The sequence below is a fragment of the Duganella sp. Root336D2 genome (genome assembly GCF_001425005.1).
Taxonomy (GTDB): Bacteria; Pseudomonadota; Gammaproteobacteria; order Burkholderiales; family Burkholderiaceae_D; genus Rugamonas.
The window spans coordinates 83,212-106,098 of the sequence record NZ_LMDB01000039.1 but is presented as its reverse complement, the minus strand read 5'-3'; the positions used below and the strand labels follow the sequence as shown (position 1 = coordinate 106,098).

Sequence of the window (22,887 nt, the reverse complement as noted above, 5' to 3'; positions counted from 1 at the left end):
TCAGAGCGGCTGGAACACACCGGCCGCTTTGTTCTTCTGCACGTTATCCCACGCGAAGATCTGGCCATTCATCGCCACGTACACGCCGGGCGGCAGCACTTGCGCCACGCCGCAGGCAAACCCCATATTGAAGAACGCGTCGGAATTATCGATCTCGTAAGGGATCATGGCGCCGGTGAAAACGATGGTCTTGTCCTTGATCGCGGGGCCGAGGACGGCAGCGGTCTGCGGCATGGTATCGGTGCCGTGCACGATCACGATCGCTTTCTCGGGAGCGCCCTGGCAAGCAGCCAGCACGCGCTGGCGGTCGGCATCCACCATGTCCAGAGAATCCAGCAGCGACACGACTTCCAGCTCGCAAGGCGTGGTGATGCGGGCGCGCTTGATCGCAGCAGGCAAGTGACTTTCGGTGAAAGCCAGGGTGCCATTCAGTTCGTTGTAATGCTTGTCGAAGGTGCCGCCGGTGGCGATGATACGCAGGGTCATGATGAATTAAAATGAAATCGATGAATGGCGTGCATGATAGCCGAAAAAAGTTTGCGCCTTCCGGCTGGCATTCCGCTGAACAGTTGACTACACTGGGTTTTTTGCCCGGCAAGACCATGAAAGCGCTCGCACCAGGAACCGTGATTTTCCACCGCTACCGCGGGTATGGCGTGATTACGGCTGTCAATTTGCTGACCGGCTGGATTTCCGCCCGGTTTGGCAACGAGTCGCGCACGCTCGACCTGAATCTCTCCACCGACGAAGTGCAGTTTGCCGACGGCGAAGCAATCCTGTTCCGCCGCGCCCCGCCCGACCGCATGCCGCATGCGCGGTTGATGGCGGTGGTGCGCGAATTGCACAAGGCCGGCTACCAGAAGTTATACCTGTACTCCTGGCCCAAGGCATCCGGGCTGCACTGGCGCTGGCACCTGTTCACCGGACCGCGCGACTGGATGCAGCGCTCCTGGCGCGAAGGCTGGTACGGCTCCGGCGCCGACTACATTTTCAATCCCGTGATGGGCTGGGGCGACCAGCCCGGCGCCACGACGGAAGAACTGGTGCACGCGCTGGCCAGGTTCGACCCGCACGGGTTGGCGCAAGCCCTCGGCCGCGACGAAGACCACACCAACTGGTTCGCCCAAGTCTGCGACGCCCTGCTCCCCGGCTACATGTACAGCCTCGACATGCAGCGCCCCCATGGCGGGCCGCTGACCGACATGCCGCCGGTGCCAGTAGCGCCGGTCCGCGCCAACCTCCCGCCCTACAGCGGCGAATCGATCACCTGGCCCCCAGGCTGGGCCGGCCTCTGGAGCAAAGTCCACGCCATGCCCCCACAGCCCAGCCCGTGTCACACCCTGGGGTCACACCCCAACTGTGACACGGACACAGCCGTGTAATGCTTCAGCTCGTGTCACACTTAGGGACTCGGCGTCCCCGTGATGACCCCAAGGTGTGACACGGGCTCAGCCGTTGAGGTGCTTGACCAGGTTCTGGAAGGCGTGGCCGAAGTACAGCTCGTAACTGGCTTTCTCGACGTAGCCTAGGTGCGGGGTGCACAGCACATTCGGCATGCGCAGCAGCGGCGAATTTTCCGGCAGCGGTTCGGTTTCGAACACGTCCAGTGCTGCATAGCCTGGATGGCCGGACTTCAGCGCTTCTTCCAAAGCGCCGCTCGCAACCAGCTCGGCACGGCTGACGTTGACGAACAAGGCATCGCGCTTCATGCGCGCCAGGTCTTCGGCGGTGACGACGCCGCGCGTGCCGTCGGCAAGGCGCAGGTGCAGCGACAGCACATCCGCCTCCGCAAAAAATGCTTCGCGCGAAGCCGCCGCTTGGTAGCCGTCGGCCGCCGCTGCCGCGCGGCTCGACTCGCTACCCCAGACGATCACGCGCATGCCAAACGCCTTCGCATAACCCGCCACCAGCTTGCCGATCTTGCCGTAGCCCCAGATCGCCATCGTGCTGCCGGCCAACACCAGGCCCAGCGTGTTGTGCTCGTGACTGATCGACACTTGCTGCCACTGCCCATCGCGCAGCTTGCCTGCGTACTGGAACAGCTTGCGCCTCGCCGCCATTACCAGCGCCCAGGTCAGCTCGGCTGGCGCAGTCGGCGAGCCGACGCCTTCCAGCACGGTGATGCCAAGCTCGCGGCAGGCCTCCATGTCGACGTGGCCGCTTACCTTGCCAGTCTGCGAAATCACTTTCAAATTGGGCAGTTTGGACAGCAATGTTCGGCTAAACGCAGTGCGCTCGCGGATCAAGACCAGCGCTTCAAATGGCGCCAGCCGGGCCACCAGTTGCCCCATGCCGCGCACGGAATTGTTGAAAATCTTGACCTCATGGCCATCCAGCAGTTTGATGCATTCCAGGCTACGCGTTGCATCCTGGTAATCATCGAGAATCGCAATTTTCATGTCAGTTAGCAGATTTTGTGATGAAAATAGTAGGGAAATAACAGGTTTGTGAATATCTGGAATAGCCTACTACATTGGTCGGGCAATATTCCTACATTTTGGTCGGAATCGCTGGATCGCAGGTGTACAATCGGCCAATTCAAGGAGCCCAACCAGGCTCCAGCAGTATATGTTCCAGCGCCTGAGCACCCCCCCGCCTGGCGCTTGCGCCCTCGAGTAATCGGGCGCATCGACAGAACCGCCGTATTTCGCCGAAGTAAGCAAAATTCTTCCGCGCAAGCTATCAGCTGACGACGATTCCTGCCGTGCCGGGACAAGACAGAATTCTTTATTGGCATTGGAGGTACTATGAATCAGCCCGTTATGGGAGGCGTTGCAACTATGAACGCACCAGCTTACATCAAACAGCAAAAACTGATCAATTGGGTGGCGGAAGTTGCCGCGTTGACCAAGCCTGCCCGCATCTACTGGTGCGATGGCTCGGCGGAAGAATACGACCGCCTGTGCGCTGAAATGGTTGCCGCGGGCACCATGAAGAAGCTGAACGCCGAAAAGCGTCCAAACTCCTACCTGGCTTGCTCCGACCCGACCGACGTCGCCCGCGTTGAAGACCGCACCTTCATCTGCTCGCAGACCAAGGAAGCGGCCGGCCCGACCAACAACTGGATGGACCCGCAGGAAATGCGCGGCACCCTGAACGGCCTGTTCGACGGCTGCATGGCTGGCCGTACCATGTACGTGGTGCCGTTCTCGATGGGCCCACTGGGTTCGCCGATCGCCCACATCGGCGTGGAACTGTCCGACTCCCCATACGTCGCCGTCAACATGCGCACCATGACCCGCATGGGCAAGGCCGTGTATGACGTGCTGGGTACCGATGGCGAGTTCGTGCCGGCGATCCACACCGTTGGCAAGCCGCTGGCTGCCGGCGAAAAAGACGTGGCATGGCCATGCAACGCCACCAAGTACATCGTGCATTTCCCGGAAACCCGCGAAATCTGGTCCTACGGTTCCGGCTACGGCGGCAATGCGCTGCTGGGCAAGAAGTGCTTTGCGCTGCGCATCGCTTCCACCATGGGCTACAACGACGCCAAGAACGGCGGCGAGGGCTGGCTGGCGGAACACATGCTGATCCTGGGCGTTGAGTCCCCGGAAGGCAAGAAGCACTACGTTGCTGCGGCCTTCCCATCGGCTTGCGGCAAGACCAACTTCGCCATGCTGATCCCGCCGAAGACCTTCGACGGCTGGAAAGTTACCACTATCGGCGACGACATCGCCTGGATCAAGCCGGGCAAGGATGGCCGCCTGTACGCGATCAACCCTGAAGCAGGCTACTTCGGCGTGGCTCCTGGCACCAACACCAAGACCAACTCGAACTGCATGTCCTGCCTGAACGAGAACACCATCTTCACCAACGTCGCACTGACCGATGACGGCGATATCTGGTGGGAAGGCCTGACCAAGGAAGCGCCTGCGCACCTGGTCGATTGGCAAGGCAAGGACTGGACCCCGGCGTCCGGCACCAAGGCCTCGCACCCGAACGCGCGCTTTACCGTGGCTGCAACCCAGAACCCGGTGATCGACCCGGCGTGGGACGATCCAGCCGGCGTGCCTATCTCCGCCTTCATCTTCGGCGGCCGCCGCTCTACAACCGTGCCTCTGGTAACCGAAGCGCGCAACTGGATCGAAGGCGTGTACATGGCCGCGACCATGGGCTCCGAGACCACCGCTGCAGCCGCCGGCCAGCAGGGCGTGGTGCGCCGCGACCCGTTCGCCATGCTGCCGTTCATGGGCTACAACATGAGCGACTACTTCCAGCACTGGCTGGACATGGGCAAGCGCCTGGAAGGCAAGGGCGCCACCCTGCCTAAGATCTTCTGCGTCAACTGGTTCCGCACCGACGAAAACGGCCACTTCGTATGGCCAGGCTTCGGCGACAATATGCGCGTGCTGAAGTGGATGCTGGAACGTGTTGAAGGTAATGGCGGCGGCGTCGAGAACATCTTCGGCACCACTCCTCGCTACGGCGACATCTCCTGGGACGGCCTGCCATTCACCGCCGAAGAGTTCGAGACCATCACCTCGATCGACAAGGACGCATGGCGCGCGGAGCTGAAACTGCACGCTGAACTGTTCGAGAAGCTGGCATACCACCTGCCGCAAGAGCTGAAGGACAATATGGCCAAGCTGGAACAGCGCCTGAACGGCTAAGCTGCTTTCGCTTCGACAAAAAACGCGCCCACGTGGCGCGTTTTTTTATTCCCTGCTCGCTGTCGACCATTCCGGACGCTTCTCGACCGGTACTTCCGCCTGGTCGAAGCTGTCGACCTCTTTCATGGTACGCAGCTCGTACAGCGTTTCGATTCCGGAGAAATGCAGGCCTCCGCAATCGGTGGCGACGTGAGAGCCGTCCTTCCAGAACCAGTATTCTCGAATGATCAGCCCGCACTTGCTGGAGCGCGTGCGGCCGGCGTGATAGACATGCAGCTCGGTTGGCCACTTCCTGCCATCCGCAGCGAAATACGAAAGTACGAGCCAGGTGGCGGACTCGCCATCGGGCGCGAGCCGGACGTCATCCGCCCGCCGGTCCGTCGTCAACTTGATGTCCTTGCCGGACGCTGTCACGACATGGACGTTGTTCGACTTGTCGGCATACGCCTTGGCCAGGCTCCCCGCGCTGGCTGTAGAACATCCGATGACAAGCGCAATGGCAAATGCAAAGCGGTGATACAGCATCTCCTGCCCCCATTCTCCGACCGCGTATTGTGCGCGGGCAATTTTTCTGATCAGTTATTATTATCGCAATAATGATGAGAATTCGGTGAGATCATATGGCAGGAGAAATAATCCGTCTGGGCGATACCACAAGCCATAACGGCACGGTGCTCGAAGGTTCGATGCAGGACATCTGCCACGGCAAACCCATCGCCTATATCGGACACAAGGTGCATTGCCCGAAGTGCAAAGGGGATTACCCTATCGTCGAAGGGGCGATGACCACCACCTTCTACGGCAAGGGCGTGGCACTTGCCGGGATGAAGACTTCCTGCGGTGCCACCCTGATTCCAAGCCAGTTCACCGATACCGTTGAATACGGCCAGGGGAAAAGTTCCGCCGCTGCTGCCGGCGCAAGTCCCAAGGCTGCAGCAGCTCCACCGCCGGTCACAGCACCCGCTGCGAGCAAGGCTCTTGCGGGCAGTGGCGTTGCACAATCGCTGGCTGCCAGCGAGGACGCGGCCGAGGCCGAGCAGAAGTTCGACTTGTTCTTCCATGCCAAGGACGCCAACCAGGCCAGCCTGGCCAATGTCCGCTACCGGATCGTGCTGGACGATGGCCGGGAGTTCATCGGGAAAACCGACAAGAACGGGCACACGGAAAAGGTAATTTCCGATTATGCCCAAAACGCAAAGATAGAGATTCCATACTATGACCACAGCCACACTCACGCCGCAAACGGATCAGACACCTGCAGTTGTTAATGTTGTCGATGAGCTGAGCGGAGCAGTCTGGGTACCACGCTTTCCGGCCCAGAACACGACGGACCATCTGAGCGCGGATTTCCAGGCTGCCGTTGACGGCTTCATTGCTGCCTTGGAAGCAGCTGGCGCGGAGGTGCGCATCGCCAATACCTTCCGGCCGAAAGAGCGTGCATACATGATGCATTGGGCGCACAAGATCGCCAGGAACGGCGTTGATGCAGCGACTGTGCCTGCAATGGAAGGCGTTCACATTAACTGGGTCCATCCCACGCCGGAGCAGTCGGTCGCCGGCGCAACTGCGATGGTGAATGGCTTCGGCATCCAGGGGCTGGGCGTCAACACACCGCCGGCCCTGAACACGCTGCACGGGACGGGCGAGGCAATCGACATGTCGATCACCTGGACCGGCAACATCACAGTGGCCAACAAGGATGGTACGACTGTCGAAGTGAACACGGCTCCTCGCACGGGCATGAATACGCAACTTAAAGAGATTGGGGCAACATATGGCGTTAAGAAATTTGTCGGCGGTAACTCGGATAAGCCGCACTGGTCGACAACTGGCCATTAATGCCCTGGCTGCGGGGGCACTGCTGCTCGGGACTTTTGCGCCGGCGTATGCAGAAGCAACAGCGCCATCGCTGATTGGACATTATTCGAACCAGGTATGGGACGACAGTGAGGACCCACATGCGCTATCCGGCTATTACTTGGACTTGTTCAGGCAGGGTAAGGTCGTTTTCGGCAGGATCGCCGTTGCGACAGGTTCACCGGAACCGGTAAGCGCGAAGCTGTACGATGTGTCTTTGAATGAAAAGGCGAAAACAATTTCATTCAAGGCGAAGTATTCGGCAGGGAGCCATGCCGGCAAGAACATCCCTCCCGAAAAACGCGATGCGAAAGTGTTCCTGAGCTTTTCCGGAAAACTGAGTGCGCGCGGTGTCCGGGGAGAGCTGGTCCGGCGCGACGGCTATCCGCCGTTCGCAATCATCGGGAAAGAAAAAGCATTGCTGAAAAAGCAGGACGATAAATTCGTGCCGTCCAGTATCGAAGAATGGAACCAGATGTTCGGCGACCCGGTTCAGCTCGGCCAGGAAAATTGAATATCTCCCAGCGATAAAAATTCTGCTTGACATCCCGTTCAGTGCGGGAGCAGAATCGCGTCCACTGATTTTTTATTAACCCGAATTTTCGAAAGGACGACCATGCCACGTACGGCTATCAACAATCTGCAACTTCGATAGCCCCGCAGCGCGCGCGCTCGGGGCAGGCAATCAAGCCACCCGAGCCGGTCGTTCTTCCAACACGAACCCCGGCCAGGAAACTCGCCGGGGTTTTTGTTTCTACAGCCCCGGCATAACGAAAGACGTTATGCCAATCAAGCAAAGCCTGCACAAAGGCCTGGTGCCTGTGCACATCTATACGGATGACATTGATCATTCGGCCATCCAGCAACTGCTGAATATTTCGAACCTGCCGATCGTGCATCCGCACGTGGCAGCCATGCCCGACGTCCACGCCGGGATCGGTGCAACCGTCGGCAGCGTAATCCCGACGCGCGGCGCCATCATCCCTGCCGCTGTCGGCGTCGACATCGGCTGCGGCATGAACGCCGTGCGTACCACGCTGACTGCGAGCCAGTTGCCGGACAACCTGGCGCGCGTGCGCAGCGCCATCGAAACGCTGGTGCCGGTCGGCTTCGAACAGCACGCCTTCGACAAGGTGCGCGGCTCCGCCCACGCCCGCGTTGGGCGTCCGCTGAACGACCGCCTGGACCGCATCGTGGCGCGCCACAAGGGCATCATGAAGATGCAGCACAAGTTTGCGCAGACCTGGATCTGCCAGATTGGCACCCTGGGCGGCGGCAACCACTTCATCGAGTTGTGTATCGATGAAGAGCAGCGCGTCTGGATCATGCTGCATTCGGGCTCGCGCGGCATCGGCAATGTCATCGGCCGTTACTTCATTTCCGCTGCACGCAAGGAGATGATGCGGCACAAGGTGAACTTGCCGGACCGCGACCTGTCCTACTTCAGCGAGGGTTCGGAACTGTTCGACGACTATGTGGAAGCGGTGGATTGGGCGCAGGACTATGCCATGTTGAACCGGCGCGAAATGATGCGCCGCGTGGTGGCGGCACTGGAGCCGCACGTCCCGCCGTTCAAACTCGATGGCGAAGCGATCAACTGCCACCACAACTACGTGGCGCAGGAATCGCACTTCGGCCACAAGCTGTACGTCACCCGCAAGGGCGCCATCTCGGCGCGCGAAGGCGAGCTGGGAATCATCCCCGGCAGCATGGGTGCCCGCAGCTACATCGTGCGCGGCAAGGGCAACGAGGAATCGTTCTGCTCCTGCTCGCACGGGGCCGGACGGCGCATGAGCCGCAGCGAGGCGAAACGCAAATTCAATCGTTTCGACCTGGCCGAACAGACGCAGGGCATCGAATGCCGCAAGGACGGTGGCGTGGTGGATGAAATCCCCGCCGCCTACAAAGACATTGACCAGGTCATGGCACACCAATCCGACCTGGTCGAAATCGTGCACACGCTGAAGCAAGTCGTGTGCGTGAAAGGATAAGCAATGAAGGTAACCATCAAACTACCTAAGCCGCGCAACCCGCTGGCCGTGCTGGCGCGCCAGCGCAAGGCCGGCGGCCACCAGCGCATCGAACAATCGCGCCGCGCGTTGAAACAGCAACTGCGCCGCCAGCTGGAACGGGAGGAGTAAGCGCATGCAATCAGCAATCATGTTGAACCAGCAGCAGGCGATCGACTTTCTGCTGCACGTTGCAATTACACGCCCGGTATTCATGTGGGGGCCGCCGGGCATCGGCAAGAGCGCCCTGGTGCGCCGCTTTGCGGAAGCCGTGGGCATGGAGTGCGTCTCTTTGCTCGGCAGCCAGCTCGCGCCGGAAGACCTGCTGGGCATCCCGCAGATCGACGGCAAGTGCTCGCGCTTCTTCCCGCCGGCGAACATCGTGCGCGATGAGCCGTTCGTGCTGTTCCTGGACGAGTTGAATGCGTCGTCGCACGAAATCCAGAAGGCGTTCTATTCGCTGATCCTGGACCAGCGCATCGGCGAGTACAACTTGCCGAAAGGGACTATCGTGATTGGCGCGGGCAACCGCGCCAAGGACGCCGCCATCGTCAAGCCGATGCCGTCCGCGCTGGTGAACCGCATGGCGCATATCCACCTGCGCTCCGACCATCGCCAGTGGCTCGAATGGGCCAAGGGCGAGGGCGGCATCCACCCATGGGTGCTGGAATACATCCAGCTGCGCCCCGATCACTTGTGGAGCGAACCGCCGAAGCATGAGGAGCCGTTTTCAACGCCGCGCAGCTGGCATATGCTGTCCGATGCGCTGCATTCGTTCGGTGAGGATGCTGGCGAAGAAATGCTCGATGCATTGGCTTACGGCTTGCTCTCGCCCAACCATGCCGGCAACTTCAAAGGTTTCATTAAGCAGTTGCGCCACAAGCACGGCCTGCATGCCATCATCAAGGGCGACCAGCATTGGCCGGATTCTCCGGCGGACCGCGACGTGCTGTACTTCCTCGCGCAGTCTTTCCGCGCCCACTTGCTGAAGGAATTGCCGGAGGAAGAATCAGCGGTACGCAGCGCGCACCATGCCTTGTCGATCCGCGCCAAGGATATGCTGCGCGACCTGGCGCGCATCAGCGTCGAAATCGCGCAATCGCTGCTCGGTGAAGATGCGCAAGGACGCCGCCTGCCGGCCTGGTTCCTGGTCGAAGTAGCACGCGACCTGCCGCGGCTGGCCGGCCGCGGCCAGAAGGAAACGGCATGAGCAAGGACAAGAAGCCCGATCCAGCGGCGGCTGCGCGCCAGGCCGGCATTGCCTTGGTGCAGGCGCATCCGGTCCTGGGCGCAATCGCCAAGCAGGTTCAATTTCGCCCAGATCCGACGCATCAAATAGCTCCCGCCAAGGGATGGCTGGCACTCTCGCCCGGCGGTACGGTATGGCTGCACCCGAAACGCCGCGCGCAGCCGGAGGAATGGGCGCGCGTGGTCGGCATCATGCTTTCCTGCCTTGGGCTTGGACTGGTGCGGCGCCGTGAACCGGCAGACCTGTGGGAAGTGGCGGCGTTGGTGTCTGCATCGCGCTTCTGTGCTGAACTCAAGCTCGGTGAATTGCCGGAGGAGTGGCGTTTGCCGGAATGCGTGGACGCTAGCGTGGAAACCTTGCTGCAGCGCTTTTGCACCGAGGGCTGTCCCGCGCCGCTGCTGGCCTGGCACGCCGATATCGCGGGCGGCGCATCGCTGTTCGCGGCGCTCGACGAAAAGCCGGTCGCATGGCGACGCCAGACGCCTGTGCCCTGGCAAGAATTGCTGGCGGATGGCATCGCGCGCGGCGTTGGCAGGGCGCTTGCCATCGCCGGCGGTGCGCCTGCGAGCCAGGCGGCCCAGCCGCACAGCCGCGAACACCGTGCGCGCCGGCGCATGATGGACCGCTATCCCTTGCTGGGCGCACTGGCCGCCAGCTTCGACCTGGAGAACGATATCCGCATCTGCCAGCAATACGACATTCGTGTCGCAGCCATCGACGTCGGTGCCCGCCGCATCTGGATCAATCCGGCGGCAGGCCTGAACGATGATGAAACGCTGTTCGTGCTCGCCCACGAATTGCTGCACGCCGGGCTCAATCATGCTTCACGCCGGCGCGGACGCGATCCGGTGCTGTGGAATGTCGCCTGCGATTTCGCCATCAACAGCTGGCTGCTCGAGATGCAGGTCGGTTCGCCGCCTGCCATCGGCATGCTGTATGACGCTGATCTGGCCGGACAATCCGCCGACGAAATCTACGACGGCCTGGCGCGCGATATTCGCCGTGCCCGCAAGCTCGCCACGCTGCGCGGTACCGGCCAGCCCGACTTGCTGGGCGAGGATAGCGGTGCGCCGTTCACCGACGCCGAGGAGTATTGCCGCCGCGCGCTGGCGCAAGGCATGGACCGCTGGGAACACGATGGCCGCCGCGGCACCGTGCCGGCCGGCCTGCTGGAAGAAATCCGCAGCCTGGCACAGCCGCCCATTCCCTGGGATGCGCGGCTGGCGCACTGGTTCGATGAGCGCTTCCCGCCGCTGGAAATGCGGCGCAGCTATGTGCGGCCGTCGCGCCGGCAAGGGGCTACGCCGGACATTCCCCGCCCAATGCTGTGCAAGCCGCCGGAAGAGGAACGCAAGAGCCGCGTCTTTGGCGTGCTGCTCGACACGTCCGGCTCGATGGAGCCGGCGATGCTGGGCAAGGCGCTTGGCGCCATTGCCAGCTATGCGATGGCGCGCGACGTGATTGCCGTGCGGCTGGTGTGCTGCGATGCCATGGCCTACGACTGCGGCTGGGTCGAGCCGGAAAACCTGCTGGACCGCTTTACGCTGCGCGGGCGCGGCGGGACCGTGCTGCAGCCAGGCTTCGACCACTTGCGCGACCTGGCGCGGAAAGGCGAGATGCCGGCGCATGGGCCCGTCCTGGTGGTGACGGACGGCTGGTGCGAAGACAAGCTCGAGACCAGCATGGATCACGCTTACCTGCTGGCCGATGCGCGCCGCTTGCCATTTAGCCCGCGCGGAGAGGTCTTCTACATTACGGAATAGCTATTGGCCGGAGGAGACAGGCATCGGCGGCAGCCCCATCATCTTGCGCCGGATATTGAGCTCGTTGGCGTCTTCGATCACAACGGGCTTGCCGCCGGCGAGCTGGGTGCCATAACGTTGCGGCAGTCCCTTGGCGATGCGCAGCCGGTCCTCGGCCTGCGCCAGTTGCGTGCCAGGCACGTCGTTCTCGGCTTGCGCTTCACGCAGGGCTGGAAGCAGGGCCTCCAGTTCCTTCTCAGGCATGCGCATCAGGACCGCAAAGGCGTTCTGCGAAAGTTCGGGTCCGGCGAAGCGCGTGCCGGGCCAACCGTGCGAGGCCACGATGGTCTTCAGCCGCGCCAACTCCTTGCGGTCGCGCGCCGCATCGCGCTTGCCGGGGGCGCCCATGCCTTCCAGTGCACGGATGGCGGCCAGTTCGCGGGTATCGAGCACCTTGCGCTTGATGATGATCTCTTCGCCGGCGATGGTGGTGGCGGCGCCGCCCGTGCGGATGATCACGCGTACATTGCCGCGCGCATGGGTGGTGCCGCGGCTATCCTGCTCGACCTGGTTTGCCTCCACCTGCACATTGTGCTGCTGCCCGATCGGCAGCATGATGCGCGCAACTTCCTTGCCCGCTGCCAGCGTCTGCACGCTGATACGGCTGGGCTCGGCCGCAGCGGCGAGCCCATGGAAGGCCAGCAGCAGCGGTAGCGCAAGCTTGTAGACGCTCATCATGGATTGACGGTAGCAAACCTGCGCGATCAGTGGAGCACGGATGGTCACGCGCTAAATGCGACGCTGTCCTGAACAAGTGCATCGGGTGGATATTTATACAAAGTTTTTCTTGACACTACATTCGCGCAGAGCGCAGAATCAGCGCTCGTTAGTTTCATAACCCAGATTAAGAAAGGACAGTCATGCGCAATTTCGCTATCACCTGCATTAAGCACACCAGATAGCCCTGATGCGCGTGCGCTCGGGGCTGCTGGCAAATCGCCACCCCCGAGCCGGACGTCCCACGACAAAAACCCCGGTAAGGATACTTGCCGGGGTTTTTGTTTTTTTGGTCCCGGCGCATGGAGGAAAGGAATCATGGAGATCCAACTCAAAGCTGTCACGCGACAGAACTTCGACGACATCACCGACTTGCGGCTGCTGGACTACCAGCGCGACTACATCGCCAGCAACGCCTATTCGATCGCACAAGCCAGCTTCTATCCGGAGATGCAGCCGCGCGGCATCTACGCCGGCGGCGAGCCGGTTGGCTTCCTGATGTATGTCGACCTGCAACTGGAGGGCCACCCCGGCGAGTTCGGCGTATGGCGCCTGATGGTGGACATCCTGCACCAGGGCAAGGGCTATGGCCGCGAGGCGCTGCATATGGCGCTGGCCGAGATCCGTGCGCGCGGCGGCGTGCGCAAGATCTGGATCAGCTACCAGCCGGACAACAACAGGGCTAAAGAGCTTTACGCCAGCATGGGCTTCGTCGAAACCGACGTCGACGAGGATGGCGAAATGAATGCAGTACTAGAGCTGTAACGAAGAAGAAGGAGTCATTAATGAGACCATATCAACGCTTCCTGAGGAAATGGATCACCACCAACCTGCACGTGGTCACCAAGGAGAATTTCGCCAACATCGCTGAACTGGAACTGCATGATCACCAGCAGGACCATGCGTCGGACACCATGTACGCGATTGCAGAAGCCAGCTTCCACCCGAACTACCATTGCCGCGCCATCGCCGACAAGGACGGCGTGGTCGGCTTCCTGATGTACGCCGCTCCCGGCGCCGAAGAAGAACCGGGCGATTACGCGATCTTCCACCTGATGGTGGACCGCCGCTACCAGGGCAGGGGGCATGGCCGCCGCGCGGTCGACCTGGCGCTGGCGGAAATCCAGAAGCATGGGGATGTGCAGCGCATCTGGACCAGCTACCGTCCCGATAATGCCGTGGCGAAGGACCTCTACGCCGCCTGCAGTTTCATTGAGGCAGGCGTAGAGGAAGACGGCGAGATGTACGCCGTCTGGAGTCCTGATCCTTACTGAGTGAAGGTCAGGTTGTAGGCACCGGTCGCATTGCTGCCGTAGCTGGTAGCTTCGATGGTGTAGGTGCCGGTGGATGGCAAGCTGAAGCTGATGCGCGAGTTGGTGCCGCCGCCGCCGTCATCATCCGATTTGACCACATTGCCGGCCTGGTCGCGCAGGTACAGGTATGTGTCGAAGCTCGATGACGACATGGCGATCGTCACGACCTTGCCGGCCGTACCAGAGAAGGTATAGCGGTCGACGTAATAGCTGCTGCCGCGCGCACCCGCCGGGCAACCGTTCGACTTGAGCAAGCCGCTGACCGGACTACCACTGGTGATTGGCGTGCTGCAGGACGTTACCTGGGTCGATGCCTGGCTCAGGTTGACCGACAGCGCCGGGCCGGAGCCGGACATGGTTGCGGTGGCACTGCGCGCCGCACCCGTGTTGGCCGCCACGGTGAAGCCGAGGGTGGCGTTGCCACTGCCGCTGCTGGTGCCGGGGCTGGTGAGGGTCAGCCAGGACGGCAATCCACTCAAGTTCCAGGTGCAGCTGCCGGGTGCCGTCACCGTGAAGCTGCTGCTGGTGCCGGCCGCCGGAATGGCAAGACTGGTCGGGCTGATGGTCCAGTTCAGGCAAGGAGAACCTTCCTGGCTCAGGGTGAAGCTGGAGGAGGCGCCCGGACCCGATACGGCGGCGGAAATGTTGCGGGCAGCGCCCGTGTTGGCTGCTGCAGTGATGGCAATCGGGCTGTTGCCGCTGCCGCTGGCATTGCCGCTATTGCTAGCCGTTACTGCGGCCCAGCTTGGCAAGCTGATGTTCCAGTTGCAGGTGGCCGGTGCGTTGACGCTGCCGCTCACCGTGCCGCCCGCAGCAGGGAAGTTGGAAGAGTTCAAGGTGACCGTCGGTGCGGTCGGACAGGGAACGCCATCCTGCGTGAAGGAGAATACGGTCGCTTGGCCCAGCGAGGTGATCTGCCCGGAGCCGCTGCGTGCCGCCGTGTCGGGGTTGGCAGCAGCCGAGTAAGTGATATAGCCGTTGCCGGTGCCGCTGCTTGCTCCTTTCACGGTGACAAAGCTTGGCATGGCCGAGACTGTCCAAGGGCAGCCGGCACTGGCTGTTACGTTCAGATAGCCGGTGCCGCCGCTGCGCGTCAGCGTGCTGATTGCCGGCGATACGGTCGGCGTGGAAGTGCAGTTTGCGGAAGCTGCCTGCATCACGGTCACGGTTTCGTTGGCCAACAGGAAGGATCCGTTGCGCGCAGCGCCAGTTTGGTTGGCGGCCGCCGTGAAGGTAACGGTAGCAGGGCCGCTGGCCGGCGTTTGTAGCGGGTTGCTGCCGGCGAGGGTCAGCCAGGCCGGCAGGTTGGCCGCTTCAAAGCGGCATCCTGGCGAGGCCGTCACGGTGAAATTCACTGCGCCGCCGTCGCTGCCGACGGTTTGCGTGCTGCCTACTATGCCCGCGACCTGGCCGGCACAGGCCTGGTCCCAGACTGCGGCGTAGTTCGTTGCATCGTTCAGGGTAGACCCGCCAGAAATCAAGACATTCCCATCCGGCAAGCGCGACAAGGCCGAATCGACCGCGTTGGTGCGTTGCGCGCCGGTCAGGCTCCAGCGCGCATCAGCCGCCCGGTAATGCATCAGCTGGCGCTGGAAGCCCGCAAGGTAGAGCGCATCGCCGTTTGGCAGCATGGCCGCCGCCTGGGGCTCAAATCCTGTTGGCATATTCGGGCCAGCGCTGAATGTCGCGGTGGCGGGATCATAGATTTCCGTGCTGTTGAGGGTCATGGCGTTGCGGCCGCCCGCCACCAGGACTTTGCCGTCTGCCAGCAGTATCGGCTGTATTCCCGAGCGCCCAACCGCCATCGGGCCGGTAGCAGTCCACTGGTTGGTGGCCGGATCCCAGATTTCCGCTCGCGTGCTGTACGGATAATAGGGACCGGTGGCCGTGCTGGCCTGGCCGCCGACTTTCATTACGCGGCCGTCGGCCAGTACGATCAGGCCGTGCCAGCCGGAATTGTCGACGTAATTGCCAGTCTTGGTGAAGGTGCCGGTTGCTGGATCAAAAATGTCGGCAAAGCTGCCAGTCGAGTAGCTATCCTTGCCCATCACCATCACGCGACCGTCCGGCAGCAAGCGTGCAATGGTGCGATAGCGCTGTGTGTTCATATTGCCGGTGGCGCTCCAGCTTCCCGTGACGGGGTCGAAGATTTCCGCCGAGTTGGTCATGGCGTTGTTGAGTGACACACCGCCGGCCACCAGGATGCGGCCATCTTGCATGGTGACGGCGCCATGCTCCTGGCGCGCAGTCAGCATAGGCGCGGCGGGCGTAAATTGTCCGGTAACGGGATCAAAAATCTCCGTGCTGGCGTAGACGGTACTGCCAGGCAAAGGCGTGCCGCCAGTCACCAGGATGCGTCCATCCTGCAGGGGGCTGGTCTGATGCAGCTTGCGCGGCACGGTCATGGTGCCGGTCGAAATCTGGGCTTGGGCGGACAGGGTAGCGCAGGCCAGCAAAGCGGCGGCTGCGAGGTGACGCAAGGGTGTGGGGTACAAAACTTTTCTCCTCAGAATATTTCTGAGGCACAACTCTATATGTATTTGTGAAATAGTCAATTAAAAAGAATAACGAAATATTCAGTTTTGATATTTCGCGCGCCCGCGCCAAGGGCGCAGGCGCGGAGGCAGACGGCGGGGTTCCCGCCGTCTGAAGGCCCGATTTTTACTGGCTGAATGTCAGCACGTAAGCACCAGTCCGGCGTGTTCGCGTTTAGCGACCAGCATCGGCGCCATCGGCATGAAGATGCCGGTGGACGGGTCATAGATTTCAGTACTTGCAAGCGGCGCTGCGGACAGGCTGCCTGCTCCGCCAGTGACCAGGATGCGGCCATCGGCCAGTGTGCTGGCCTGATGGAACATACGCGGAGTAGTCATGGCGCCGGGGTTGATGCATGATTTCTCCAGTCGATGATGTCCAGTCCGCAACTGTAATCGTGTTTGCAGAATAATCAACTCAAAATGCCAACCATAAATCGCTTGTAATTTCGCACAGCTGTGCTAAAGTTCGCCACATGGACACCCTGACCGCAAAAAGCGAGGCGACCTTCGCCACCATCCTCGACGCCGCCATGGAAATGGCAGCGGCGGAAGGCATCGGCAAGCTGTCGCTGGGCGAGATCGCCAAGCGCACCGGCATCAGCAAGAGCGGGGTGTTTTCGCGCGTTGGTTCGCTGGAGCAGTTGCAGTGCGCGGTGCTGGACGAATACGACCGCCGCTTTGCCGCCGAGGTATTCATGCCGACGCTGTCGCTGCCGCGCGGCTTGCCCCGGCTGCAGGCCCAGGTAGCTGCCTGGTTCCAGCGTGCTGCAGACGAGGCACTGCGCACGTCCTGCCTGTACACGGCGGGCGCTTTCGAGTTTGACGATTACGAAGGCAGTGCGGTACGCGACCGCTTGGCGCAAGGTGCGCTGGCATGGCGCGCTTCGCTGCGCAAGACCATCCTGCAGGCGATGGAAGCCGGCCAGCTAAGGCCGGACACCGAACCCGAGCAACTGGTGTTCGAGATTTACAGCCTGGTAGTGGGCCTGCTGCACGATGCCCGCTTCCTGCGTGACGAGCAGTCGCCGCGCCATGCGCAGCGTGCGTATAACCGCCTGATTTCGACGTACAAGAGTTTCAACGACTTGTGATTTGGGTTGCCGCGGGTTCGCCTGCGGCCTTTTTTTAAGCAAGCTTCGCACGGGTGTGCGAAATTGGAGAGAGAAATGCGATTCCTACTTTTGCTGGTGCCGGTTGGCATCTACTTCATGAGCCATAGCAGCCTGTGGGGCATCCTGCGCGGGCTGCCGAAGAACAATAGCGATTTCGGCGAAAACTATTAGGGAGCGGCCATGGTCCTCGACTTCTACTTTGATTTCGCTTCGGGCTATTCCTACTTTGCCGCGCGCCGCATCGAATGGCTGGCGGCCGCCAATGGCGCTACCGTGAGGTGGCATCCGGTGCTGCTGCCGGCGCTGACCCAAGTAACCGGGGTGCTGCCGTCGCCGGTGGTGCCGGTCAAATGGAAATACGTCACGCGCGATATGCAGCGCACGGCGCAGGAGGAGGCCATTCCCTTCAATCCCTCCGGCGCCTTCCCGCAGATGCTGATCGCACCGGGGCGCGCCATGTTGTGGGTGCGCGCCAACCATGGTGACGATGCGGCGGTGTCGTTTGCGCGTACCTGCTTCCAGGCCTATTACGCCGATGGCGTGGATATTGCGGACAAGGCGGTCCTGCTGGGGATCGCGGAGAGCCAGGGCATCGACGGCTCGGCCTTCCTCGCGGGCCTGGAAGACCCTGTGATCAAGGCGCAATTCAAGCAGGGCAACGAGGATGCACTGGCCAAGGGTGTGTTCGGCGTACCTTTCGTGCTGGCGGACGGCGAGCCGTTCTGGGGCTATGATCGCTTCCCGCAGCTGGAACGCTGGTTGGCAGCAGCGCGCCGCGCGGCCTAGTGACAGCCGGGAGCGCATTGTCTATCCTTACAGGCACTTTCTTGTAGAGGATAGACATGAACCTGAAGCGCGCCGTGAGCACGGCTGTACTGGCCATGATTGCGCTGCCGGCCCTGGCCGAATCCCAGGCCTGCAGCGAGCCGGAACTTGAACTGGCTGCCGTTTTCCTGAAGGAGACTGGAAAACGCAAAGCCAGCGAAGACGAACAGTCAGCCATTGCCAGCGCCTGCAAATCGTGGCCCGGAAAGGAGCCGTACGTCATTGGCGTCTTCGTCTACGAAGGCGGGAAGCAAGACGGCAAGCGGCTGCTTGTCGCCCTGCTTGACAGGGCGCAGGGCAGGGTTGTTGCCAGCAATTGGAGTGTCGTCGAAGAAGACGCCATCATGCGGTACGTCGACGGCATCAGGATCGATACAGCGCGCTATCAACTGCAGCCAGGCCTGCGCGCATTCGGCGTCGATATCAACACGTATTCGCCGCGTTATGCGGAAGGCGGCTACGGCCCAATGCGCACCTTGTATGTGCGCGAAGGCTCCGCGATCCGGCCGGTGCTTTCCGAAATGCCGGTTTCCCGCTGGAGCTATATGGGCGAAATGCAGTGGGAACCAGGAAAAGATGGCGAACCCGCGCCTGAACCTGACATCGAGCGTTTCGACTACACCATCGGCATCGCTGCAACGCGAACCAAGGGCTTTGCGGATCTTCTCGTCACGCGCAAATCAAACCAGAAGGAGACGAAGCCTGCTACCCAGCTGCTGCGTTACGACGGCAAGCAGTATCCGCTGCCGCAGGAGTAGGATGCAGCAGCTAGGCTGGCGCCAGCGCGACATCAATCCATTGCGCGCCAGTCAGCGTCGCCATGCGTTCAGGGCAGATGCGCACGGCGGCATTGATCGCGCCGCCCGCCGGGATCACTTCCGTGTACTCGCGTAGCGAAACATCGCAATAGACGGGAATCGGCCCGGGCAGGCCGAAGGGACAGACGCCGCCAACCGGGTGGCCAGTCAGCGCTTCCACTTCATCCGCGCCCAGCATGCGTGCGGTGGCGCCGAAGTGGGCCTTGAACTTCTTGTTGTCCAGCCGTGCATCGCCGCGCGTGACGACCAGCACAATGCCTTCCTTCATGCGCAGCGACAGCGTCTTGGCTATCTGCCCCGGCTCGACGCCGTGCGCGGCCGCGGCGAGTGCCACGGTCGCGGTGCTTTCCGCCAGTTCGATGACTTCCAGGTCCGGCGCGTGTTGCGCCAGGAAGTGTTTGACGGAATGCAGGCTCATTACTTCTTCTTCAGCAGGGGGCCGAGGTACTTGCCGGTCACGCTGGCCGGGTTGGCCGCCACTTCTTCCGGCGTGCCGCTGGCGATGATCTGGCCGCCGCCGGCGCCGCCTTCAGGACCGAGGTCGACGATCCAGTCGGCAGTCTTGATCACGTCGAGGTTGTGCTCGATGATGACCAGGGTGTTGCCGTGGTCGCGCAGGCGGTGGATCACCTTCATCAGCAAGTCGATATCGTGGAAGTGCAGGCCGGTGGTCGGCTCGTCCAGGATATACAGCGTGCGGCCCGTGTCGCGCTTGGACAGTTCCAGCGACAGCTTGACGCGCTGCGCCTCGCCGCCGGACAGCGTGGTGGCGCTCTGGCCCAGCTTGATGTAGCCCAGGCCCACGTCGAGCAGGGTTTGCAGTTTGCGCGCGATGACCGGCACGGCCTTGAAGAATTCGTGCGCGTCTTCCACCGTCATGTCCAGCACTTCGGTGATGCTCTTGCCCTTGTAGTGGACTTCCAGCGTCTCGCGGTTATAGCGCTTGCCGTGGCAGACGTCGCAAGGTACGTAGACGTCCGGCAGGAAGTGCATTTCGACCTTGATCACGCCATCGCCCTGGCAGGCTTCGCAGCGGCCGCCCTTGACGTTGAAGGAGAAACGGCCAGCCGAGTAGCCGCGCTCTTTCGCGACAGGCACGGTGGCAAACAGGTCGCGGATCGGCGTGAACAGGCCGGTGTAGGTGGCCGGGTTCGAGCGCGGGGTGCGGCCGATCGGCGCCTGGTCGACCGAGATCACTTTGTCGAAGTGTTCCAGGCCGCTGATCGATTCGTGCGGTGCCGGTTCGGTCTGGGAGCCGAACAGGTGGCGCGACAGGGCCGGGTACAGGGTGTCGTTGACCAGGGTCGACTTGCCGGAACCGGAAACACCGGTCACGCAAGTCATCAGGCCGACCGGCAGGCTGAGCGAAACTTTTTTCAGGTTGTTGCCGGTGGCGCCGGTGATGGTCAGCTGGCGCTGCGGGTCGGCCTTGTGGCGCTTTTTCGGCACTTCAATTTTCAGCTTGCCGCTCAGGTATTGCGCGGTCAGCGATTCCTTCGACTTCAGGATGTCCTTCAGCGAGCCGGAAGCGATCACGTCGCCCCCATGCACGCCGGCGCCCTTGCCCATATCGACCACGTAGTCGGCGGTGCGGATGGCGTCTTCATCATGCTCCACCACCAGCACCGAGTTGCCGATATCGCGCAGGTGCTTCAGGGTGTCGATCAGGCGGTCGTTATCGCGCTGGTGCAGGCCGATGGACGGCTCATCCAGCACGTACATCACGCCCGTCAGGCCGGAGCCGATCTGCGACGCAAGGCGGATACGCTGGGCTTCGCCGCCCGACAGGGTGTCGGCGCTGCGGTCCAGCGACAGGTAATCCAGGCCCACATTGTTCAGGAAGGTCAGGCGCGAGACGATTTCCTTGATCACGCGGTCGGCGATGTCTTTTTTCGCGCCCTTCAGTTTCAGCTGCTCGAAGAATGACAAGGTATCGCGCAGCGGCTTCTCGGCGATCTGGTAGATCGCGCGTTCCTGCTTGCCGGTGCCGATCTTCACGTGGCGTGCTTCCACGCGCAGGCGCGCGCCTTCGCAGCTCGGGCACTTCTTCTCGTTGATGAACTTCGCCAGCTCTTCCTTCACCGCCATCGAATCGGTTTCGCGATAACGGCGCTGCAGGTTGTTGACGATGCCTTCGAAGGTGTGTTCCTTGACCACGGCCTTGCCGCGCTCATTCATGTAGGTGAACGGGATGGCGGTCTTGCCGGAGCCGTGCAGCACCACGTCCTGCGCTTTCGCCGGCAGCTGTTCGAACGGCGTGTCGAGTTCGAAATCGTAGTACGCGGCCAGCGCTGCCAGCATCGAGTAGTAGAACTGGTTGCGGCGATCCCAGCCCTTCACAGCGCCGGAAGCCAGCGACAGGTTGGGGAAGGCGACGATGCGGCGCGGGTCGAAGAATTCGATATGGCCCAGGCCATCGCACTCAGGGCAGGCGCCCATCGGGTTATTGAAGGAGAACAGGCGCGGCTCCAGTTCCTGCAGCGAGTAGCCGCAGGTGGTGCAGGCGAACTTGTTCGAGTAGACGTGCTCGGCGCCGGTGTCCATTTCGTAGGCGACGGCGCGGCCGTCGGCCAGGCGCAGCGCGGTTTCGAAGGACTCAGCCAGGCGCTGCTTGATTTCGGCATTCACCTTTACGCGGTCGATTACCACGTCGATGGTGTGCTTCTCGGTTTTCTTCAGCTTCGGCAGCTCGTCCACTTCATAGATCTTGGCGTCGTGGGTGCCGCTCTGCACGCGGAAGCGCACGAAGCCCTGGGCCTGCATGGCCTCGAACAGGTCGGCGTGTTCGCCTTTGCGGTTGGCCACAACCGGCGCCATGATCATCAGTTTGGTACCTTCGGGCATGGCCAGCACGGCGTCCACCATCTGCGATACCGACTGCGCGGCCAGCGCGTGGTCCGGGTGGTTGATGCAGTAAGGGGTGCCGACGCGCGCGTACAGCAAGCGCAGGTAGTCGTGGATCTCGGTCACGGTGCCGACAGTCGAACGCGGGTTGTGCGAGGTGGCCTTCTGTTCGATGGAAATCGCCGGCGACAGGCCCTCGATCATGTCCACGTCCGGCTTTTCCATCAGCTGCAGGAACTGGCGCGCGTAGGCCGACAGCGATTCGACATAGCGGCGCTGGCCTTCTGCGTACAGGGTGTCGAACGCCAGCGACGACTTGCCGGAGCCGGACAAGCCGGTGATCACGATCAGCTTGTTGCGTGGCAGGTCGAGGTTGATGTTTTTCAGGTTGTGCGTGCGCGCACCGCGGATGCGGATCTCTTCCATGCGTGGGTACCTTTCGGGGTCAGCCCGATACTATAGCGTCGAATGAATTCTTGCGCCGCGCCCTCGATACACCAAGCCCAGCGTCAAATACTGTACATATTACCAGTATTTGTGCGGTACGTCAGGTAACCCATGACGGCGCTGGTGATCGAGGCCTCGATGTCGGCCATTTCGAAGCCTGGCGCGTCGATCACGGCCGCGTGCACCATCGATTCCATGATTTGCAGGACAACCCAGGTGGCCAGGTCCAGGTTGGGCGGCGCGATGTCGCTTCGCCAATCTTCCAGCAACGCGCGCACGCGCTTGAAGATGCCCTGGTCGGCTTCGTTTTCCGACTGCGGCGCATCGAAATAGGGGAATTGCAGCTCCAGCATCTTGTGCAGTTCCGGCTCCAGCAGGTGGGCCGCCAGCAGCGCCTGCACCAGGGCGCCGATATGCCCGGCCAGCGTCGGATCGAAGGGCCGCGCCAGCACTTCTTCCACCGTTTGCTGCACCTGTTCCGCGTGGCGCTGGTGCAGCGCCGCGATCAATGTGTCCTTGTTTTTGAAGTACTGGTAGAGCGAGCCGATGCTGATGCCTGCCTTCTCCGCGATCAAATTGGTGTTGGTTCCGGCGTAGCCGTGCTCGGAAAAAATGCGAGCCGTCGCCTCCAGGATCACTTCGACGGTGGCTCGGGAGCGCGCCTGGCGCGGGGCTTTTCGGGGTTGCGGGATCTCGACCATGGGCGCTTTTGAATGCGAGTTTTCGCGGGATGTTGTTGATTCTAAA

At 61.8% G+C, this 22,887-nt stretch carries 23 protein-coding genes; 14 read left to right on the top strand and 9 right to left on the bottom strand.

Annotated features, from left to right (window positions below; translation table 11 throughout):
- Entirely contained in the window at positions 1-486 is a 486-nt protein-coding gene (locus tag ASD07_RS28525; RefSeq protein ID WP_055938835.1) for an asparaginase domain-containing protein, read from the bottom strand.
- 116 nt (positions 487-602) lie between these two features.
- Here ASD07_RS28525 and ASD07_RS28520 point away from each other — a divergent pair, with 116 nt between their 5' ends.
- The gene (locus tag ASD07_RS28520; RefSeq protein ID WP_055939568.1) at positions 603-1,382 is read left to right on the top strand and encodes a hypothetical protein; all 780 of its coding nucleotides are present in this window, start codon (positions 603-605) and stop codon (positions 1,380-1,382) included.
- Between the two features lie 66 nt (positions 1,383-1,448).
- Here the strand turns inward: ASD07_RS28520 and ASD07_RS28515 are convergent, their stop codons facing one another.
- The gene (locus ASD07_RS28515) at positions 1,449-2,399 is read right to left on the bottom strand and encodes a D-2-hydroxyacid dehydrogenase family protein (protein ID WP_055938832.1); all 951 of its coding nucleotides are present in this window, start codon (positions 2,397-2,399) and stop codon (positions 1,449-1,451) included.
- Between the two features lie 348 nt (positions 2,400-2,747).
- Here ASD07_RS28515 and ASD07_RS28510 point away from each other — a divergent pair, with 348 nt between their 5' ends.
- A complete protein-coding gene (locus ASD07_RS28510) occupies positions 2,748-4,610 on the top strand; it encodes a phosphoenolpyruvate carboxykinase (GTP) (RefSeq protein WP_055938829.1) in 1,863 nt (620 codons plus the stop codon).
- A gap of 45 nt (positions 4,611-4,655) precedes the next feature.
- Here ASD07_RS28510 and ASD07_RS28505 read toward each other — a convergent pair whose 3' ends face one another.
- Complete coding sequence (locus tag ASD07_RS28505) at positions 4,656-5,135, bottom strand: hypothetical protein (protein WP_055938825.1); 480 nt, start codon at positions 5,133-5,135, stop codon at positions 4,656-4,658.
- Between the two features lie 95 nt (positions 5,136-5,230).
- Here ASD07_RS28505 and ASD07_RS30545 point away from each other — a divergent pair, with 95 nt between their 5' ends.
- The 7 genes from ASD07_RS30545 to ASD07_RS28475 all read left to right on the top strand — a co-directional run bounded on the left by ASD07_RS30545 (position 5,231) and on the right by ASD07_RS28475 (position 11,488).
- The gene (locus ASD07_RS30545; RefSeq protein ID WP_082507620.1) at positions 5,231-5,878 is read left to right on the top strand and encodes a PAAR domain-containing protein; all 648 of its coding nucleotides are present in this window, start codon (positions 5,231-5,233) and stop codon (positions 5,876-5,878) included.
- Positions 5,826-6,449: a peptidoglycan-binding domain-containing protein gene (locus ASD07_RS28495; RefSeq protein ID WP_156398221.1), complete on the top strand. Its 624-nt coding sequence runs from the start codon at positions 5,826-5,828 to the stop codon at positions 6,447-6,449. Before ASD07_RS30545 ends, ASD07_RS28495 begins: the two co-directional genes overlap by 53 nt.
- Positions 6,400-6,981: a hypothetical protein gene (locus tag ASD07_RS28490; RefSeq protein WP_162246608.1), complete on the top strand. Its 582-nt coding sequence runs from the start codon at positions 6,400-6,402 to the stop codon at positions 6,979-6,981. The genes ASD07_RS28495 and ASD07_RS28490 overlap by 50 nt, the downstream gene beginning before the upstream one ends.
- A gap of 268 nt (positions 6,982-7,249) precedes the next feature.
- Positions 7,250-8,458: an RtcB family protein gene (locus ASD07_RS28485; RefSeq protein ID WP_055938819.1), complete on the top strand. Its 1,209-nt coding sequence runs from the start codon at positions 7,250-7,252 to the stop codon at positions 8,456-8,458.
- Positions 8,459-8,461: 3 nt separating this feature from the next.
- Positions 8,462-8,608 carry a hypothetical protein gene (locus tag ASD07_RS31515; protein ID WP_200953873.1) on the top strand — a complete coding sequence of 49 codons (147 nt, stop codon included), beginning with the start codon at positions 8,462-8,464 and terminating at the stop codon, positions 8,606-8,608.
- 4 nt (positions 8,609-8,612) lie between these two features.
- Positions 8,613-9,686 (top strand): AAA family ATPase, encoded by a 1,074-nt coding sequence (locus tag ASD07_RS28480; protein ID WP_055938815.1) that lies wholly within the window; start codon positions 8,613-8,615, stop codon positions 9,684-9,686.
- Positions 9,683-11,488 carry a hypothetical protein gene (locus tag ASD07_RS28475; RefSeq protein ID WP_055938812.1) on the top strand — a complete coding sequence of 602 codons (1,806 nt, stop codon included), beginning with the start codon at positions 9,683-9,685 and terminating at the stop codon, positions 11,486-11,488. Before ASD07_RS28480 ends, ASD07_RS28475 begins: the two co-directional genes overlap by 4 nt.
- On the opposite strand, the gene ASD07_RS28470 is transcribed toward ASD07_RS28475, so the two are convergent.
- Positions 11,489-12,253 carry a DUF6624 domain-containing protein gene (locus ASD07_RS28470; protein ID WP_156398219.1) on the bottom strand — a complete coding sequence of 255 codons (765 nt, stop codon included), beginning with the start codon at positions 12,251-12,253 and terminating at the stop codon, positions 11,489-11,491. It abuts the gene before it with no gap.
- A gap of 309 nt (positions 12,254-12,562) precedes the next feature.
- Between ASD07_RS28470 and ASD07_RS28465 the strand changes: the two genes are divergently transcribed.
- Positions 12,563-13,009 carry a GNAT family N-acetyltransferase gene (locus tag ASD07_RS28465; RefSeq protein ID WP_055938806.1) on the top strand — a complete coding sequence of 149 codons (447 nt, stop codon included), beginning with the start codon at positions 12,563-12,565 and terminating at the stop codon, positions 13,007-13,009.
- A 20-nt stretch (positions 13,010-13,029) separates the two neighbouring features.
- Positions 13,030-13,518 (top strand): GNAT family N-acetyltransferase, encoded by a 489-nt coding sequence (locus ASD07_RS28460; protein ID WP_055938803.1) that lies wholly within the window; start codon positions 13,030-13,032, stop codon positions 13,516-13,518.
- Here ASD07_RS28460 and ASD07_RS28455 read toward each other — a convergent pair.
- The gene (locus tag ASD07_RS28455) at positions 13,512-16,052 is read right to left on the bottom strand and encodes a kelch repeat-containing protein (RefSeq protein ID WP_156398218.1); all 2,541 of its coding nucleotides are present in this window, start codon (positions 16,050-16,052) and stop codon (positions 13,512-13,514) included. The two genes, ASD07_RS28460 and ASD07_RS28455, sit on opposite strands and share 7 nt — an antisense overlap.
- A 180-nt stretch (positions 16,053-16,232) precedes the next feature.
- The gene (locus ASD07_RS28450) at positions 16,233-16,430 is read right to left on the bottom strand and encodes a kelch repeat-containing protein (protein ID WP_055938797.1); all 198 of its coding nucleotides are present in this window, start codon (positions 16,428-16,430) and stop codon (positions 16,233-16,235) included.
- 137 nt (positions 16,431-16,567) lie between these two features.
- Between ASD07_RS28450 and ASD07_RS28445 the strand changes: the two genes are divergently transcribed.
- From ASD07_RS28445 to ASD07_RS28435, 3 genes are all read left to right on the top strand, one after another.
- A complete protein-coding gene (locus tag ASD07_RS28445) occupies positions 16,568-17,185 on the top strand; it encodes a TetR/AcrR family transcriptional regulator (protein WP_055938795.1) in 618 nt (205 codons plus the stop codon).
- Positions 17,186-17,386: 201 nt separating this feature from the next.
- Positions 17,387-17,992, top strand: a complete 606-nt coding sequence (locus ASD07_RS28440; RefSeq protein ID WP_055938792.1) for a 2-hydroxychromene-2-carboxylate isomerase — start codon at positions 17,387-17,389, stop codon at positions 17,990-17,992.
- A 56-nt stretch (positions 17,993-18,048) separates the two neighbouring features.
- Positions 18,049-18,789, top strand: a complete 741-nt coding sequence (locus ASD07_RS28435; protein WP_055938789.1) for a hypothetical protein — start codon at positions 18,049-18,051, stop codon at positions 18,787-18,789.
- A 10-nt stretch (positions 18,790-18,799) separates the two neighbouring features.
- On the opposite strand, the gene ASD07_RS28430 is transcribed toward ASD07_RS28435, so the two are convergent.
- The 3 genes from ASD07_RS28430 to ASD07_RS28420 form a co-directional block, all read right to left on the bottom strand.
- Complete coding sequence (locus tag ASD07_RS28430) at positions 18,800-19,267, bottom strand: YbaK/EbsC family protein (RefSeq protein ID WP_055938786.1); 468 nt, start codon at positions 19,265-19,267, stop codon at positions 18,800-18,802.
- Positions 19,267-22,119, bottom strand: a complete 2,853-nt coding sequence (uvrA, locus tag ASD07_RS28425; protein ID WP_055938783.1) for an excinuclease ABC subunit UvrA — start codon at positions 22,117-22,119, stop codon at positions 19,267-19,269. The genes ASD07_RS28430 and uvrA overlap by 1 nt, the downstream gene beginning before the upstream one ends.
- An 83-nt stretch (positions 22,120-22,202) precedes the next feature.
- Positions 22,203-22,841, bottom strand: coding sequence for a TetR/AcrR family transcriptional regulator (locus ASD07_RS28420; RefSeq protein WP_055938781.1), 639 nt, complete (start codon positions 22,839-22,841; stop codon positions 22,203-22,205).
- Between the last annotated feature and the right edge of the window lie 46 nt (positions 22,842-22,887).

What these genes read in the sequence shown, in the direction of transcription:
- ASD07_RS28525 (WP_055938835.1), bottom strand. Translation starts at nt 486, where the DNA reads ATGACCCTGCGTATCATCGCCACCGGCGGCACCTTCGACAAGCATTAC.
- ASD07_RS28520 (WP_055939568.1), top strand. Translation starts at nt 603, where the DNA reads ATGAAAGCGCTCGCACCAGGAACCGTGATTTTCCACCGCTACCGCGGG.
- ASD07_RS28515 (WP_055938832.1), bottom strand. Translation starts at nt 2,399, where the DNA reads ATGAAAATTGCGATTCTCGATGATTACCAGGATGCAACGCGTAGCCTG.
- ASD07_RS28510 (WP_055938829.1), top strand. Translation starts at nt 2,748, where the DNA reads ATGAATCAGCCCGTTATGGGAGGCGTTGCAACTATGAACGCACCAGCT.
- ASD07_RS28505 (WP_055938825.1), bottom strand. Translation starts at nt 5,135, where the DNA reads ATGCTGTATCACCGCTTTGCATTTGCCATTGCGCTTGTCATCGGATGT.
- ASD07_RS30545 (WP_082507620.1), top strand. Translation starts at nt 5,231, where the DNA reads ATGGCAGGAGAAATAATCCGTCTGGGCGATACCACAAGCCATAACGGC.
- ASD07_RS28495 (WP_156398221.1), top strand. Translation starts at nt 5,826, where the DNA reads ATGACCACAGCCACACTCACGCCGCAAACGGATCAGACACCTGCAGTT.
- ASD07_RS28485 (WP_055938819.1), top strand. Translation starts at nt 7,250, where the DNA reads ATGCCAATCAAGCAAAGCCTGCACAAAGGCCTGGTGCCTGTGCACATC.
- ASD07_RS31515 (WP_200953873.1), top strand. Translation starts at nt 8,462, where the DNA reads ATGAAGGTAACCATCAAACTACCTAAGCCGCGCAACCCGCTGGCCGTG.
- ASD07_RS28480 (WP_055938815.1), top strand. Translation starts at nt 8,613, where the DNA reads ATGCAATCAGCAATCATGTTGAACCAGCAGCAGGCGATCGACTTTCTG.
- ASD07_RS28475 (WP_055938812.1), top strand. Translation starts at nt 9,683, where the DNA reads ATGAGCAAGGACAAGAAGCCCGATCCAGCGGCGGCTGCGCGCCAGGCC.
- ASD07_RS28465 (WP_055938806.1), top strand. Translation starts at nt 12,563, where the DNA reads ATGGAGATCCAACTCAAAGCTGTCACGCGACAGAACTTCGACGACATC.
- ASD07_RS28460 (WP_055938803.1), top strand. Translation starts at nt 13,030, where the DNA reads ATGAGACCATATCAACGCTTCCTGAGGAAATGGATCACCACCAACCTG.
- ASD07_RS28450 (WP_055938797.1), bottom strand. Translation starts at nt 16,430, where the DNA reads ATGACTACTCCGCGTATGTTCCATCAGGCCAGCACACTGGCCGATGGC.
- ASD07_RS28445 (WP_055938795.1), top strand. Translation starts at nt 16,568, where the DNA reads ATGGACACCCTGACCGCAAAAAGCGAGGCGACCTTCGCCACCATCCTC.
- ASD07_RS28440 (WP_055938792.1), top strand. Translation starts at nt 17,387, where the DNA reads ATGGTCCTCGACTTCTACTTTGATTTCGCTTCGGGCTATTCCTACTTT.
- ASD07_RS28435 (WP_055938789.1), top strand. Translation starts at nt 18,049, where the DNA reads ATGAACCTGAAGCGCGCCGTGAGCACGGCTGTACTGGCCATGATTGCG.
- ASD07_RS28430 (WP_055938786.1), bottom strand. Translation starts at nt 19,267, where the DNA reads ATGAGCCTGCATTCCGTCAAACACTTCCTGGCGCAACACGCGCCGGAC.
- uvrA (WP_055938783.1), bottom strand. Translation starts at nt 22,119, where the DNA reads ATGGAAGAGATCCGCATCCGCGGTGCGCGCACGCACAACCTGAAAAAC.
- ASD07_RS28420 (WP_055938781.1), bottom strand. Translation starts at nt 22,841, where the DNA reads ATGGTCGAGATCCCGCAACCCCGAAAAGCCCCGCGCCAGGCGCGCTCC.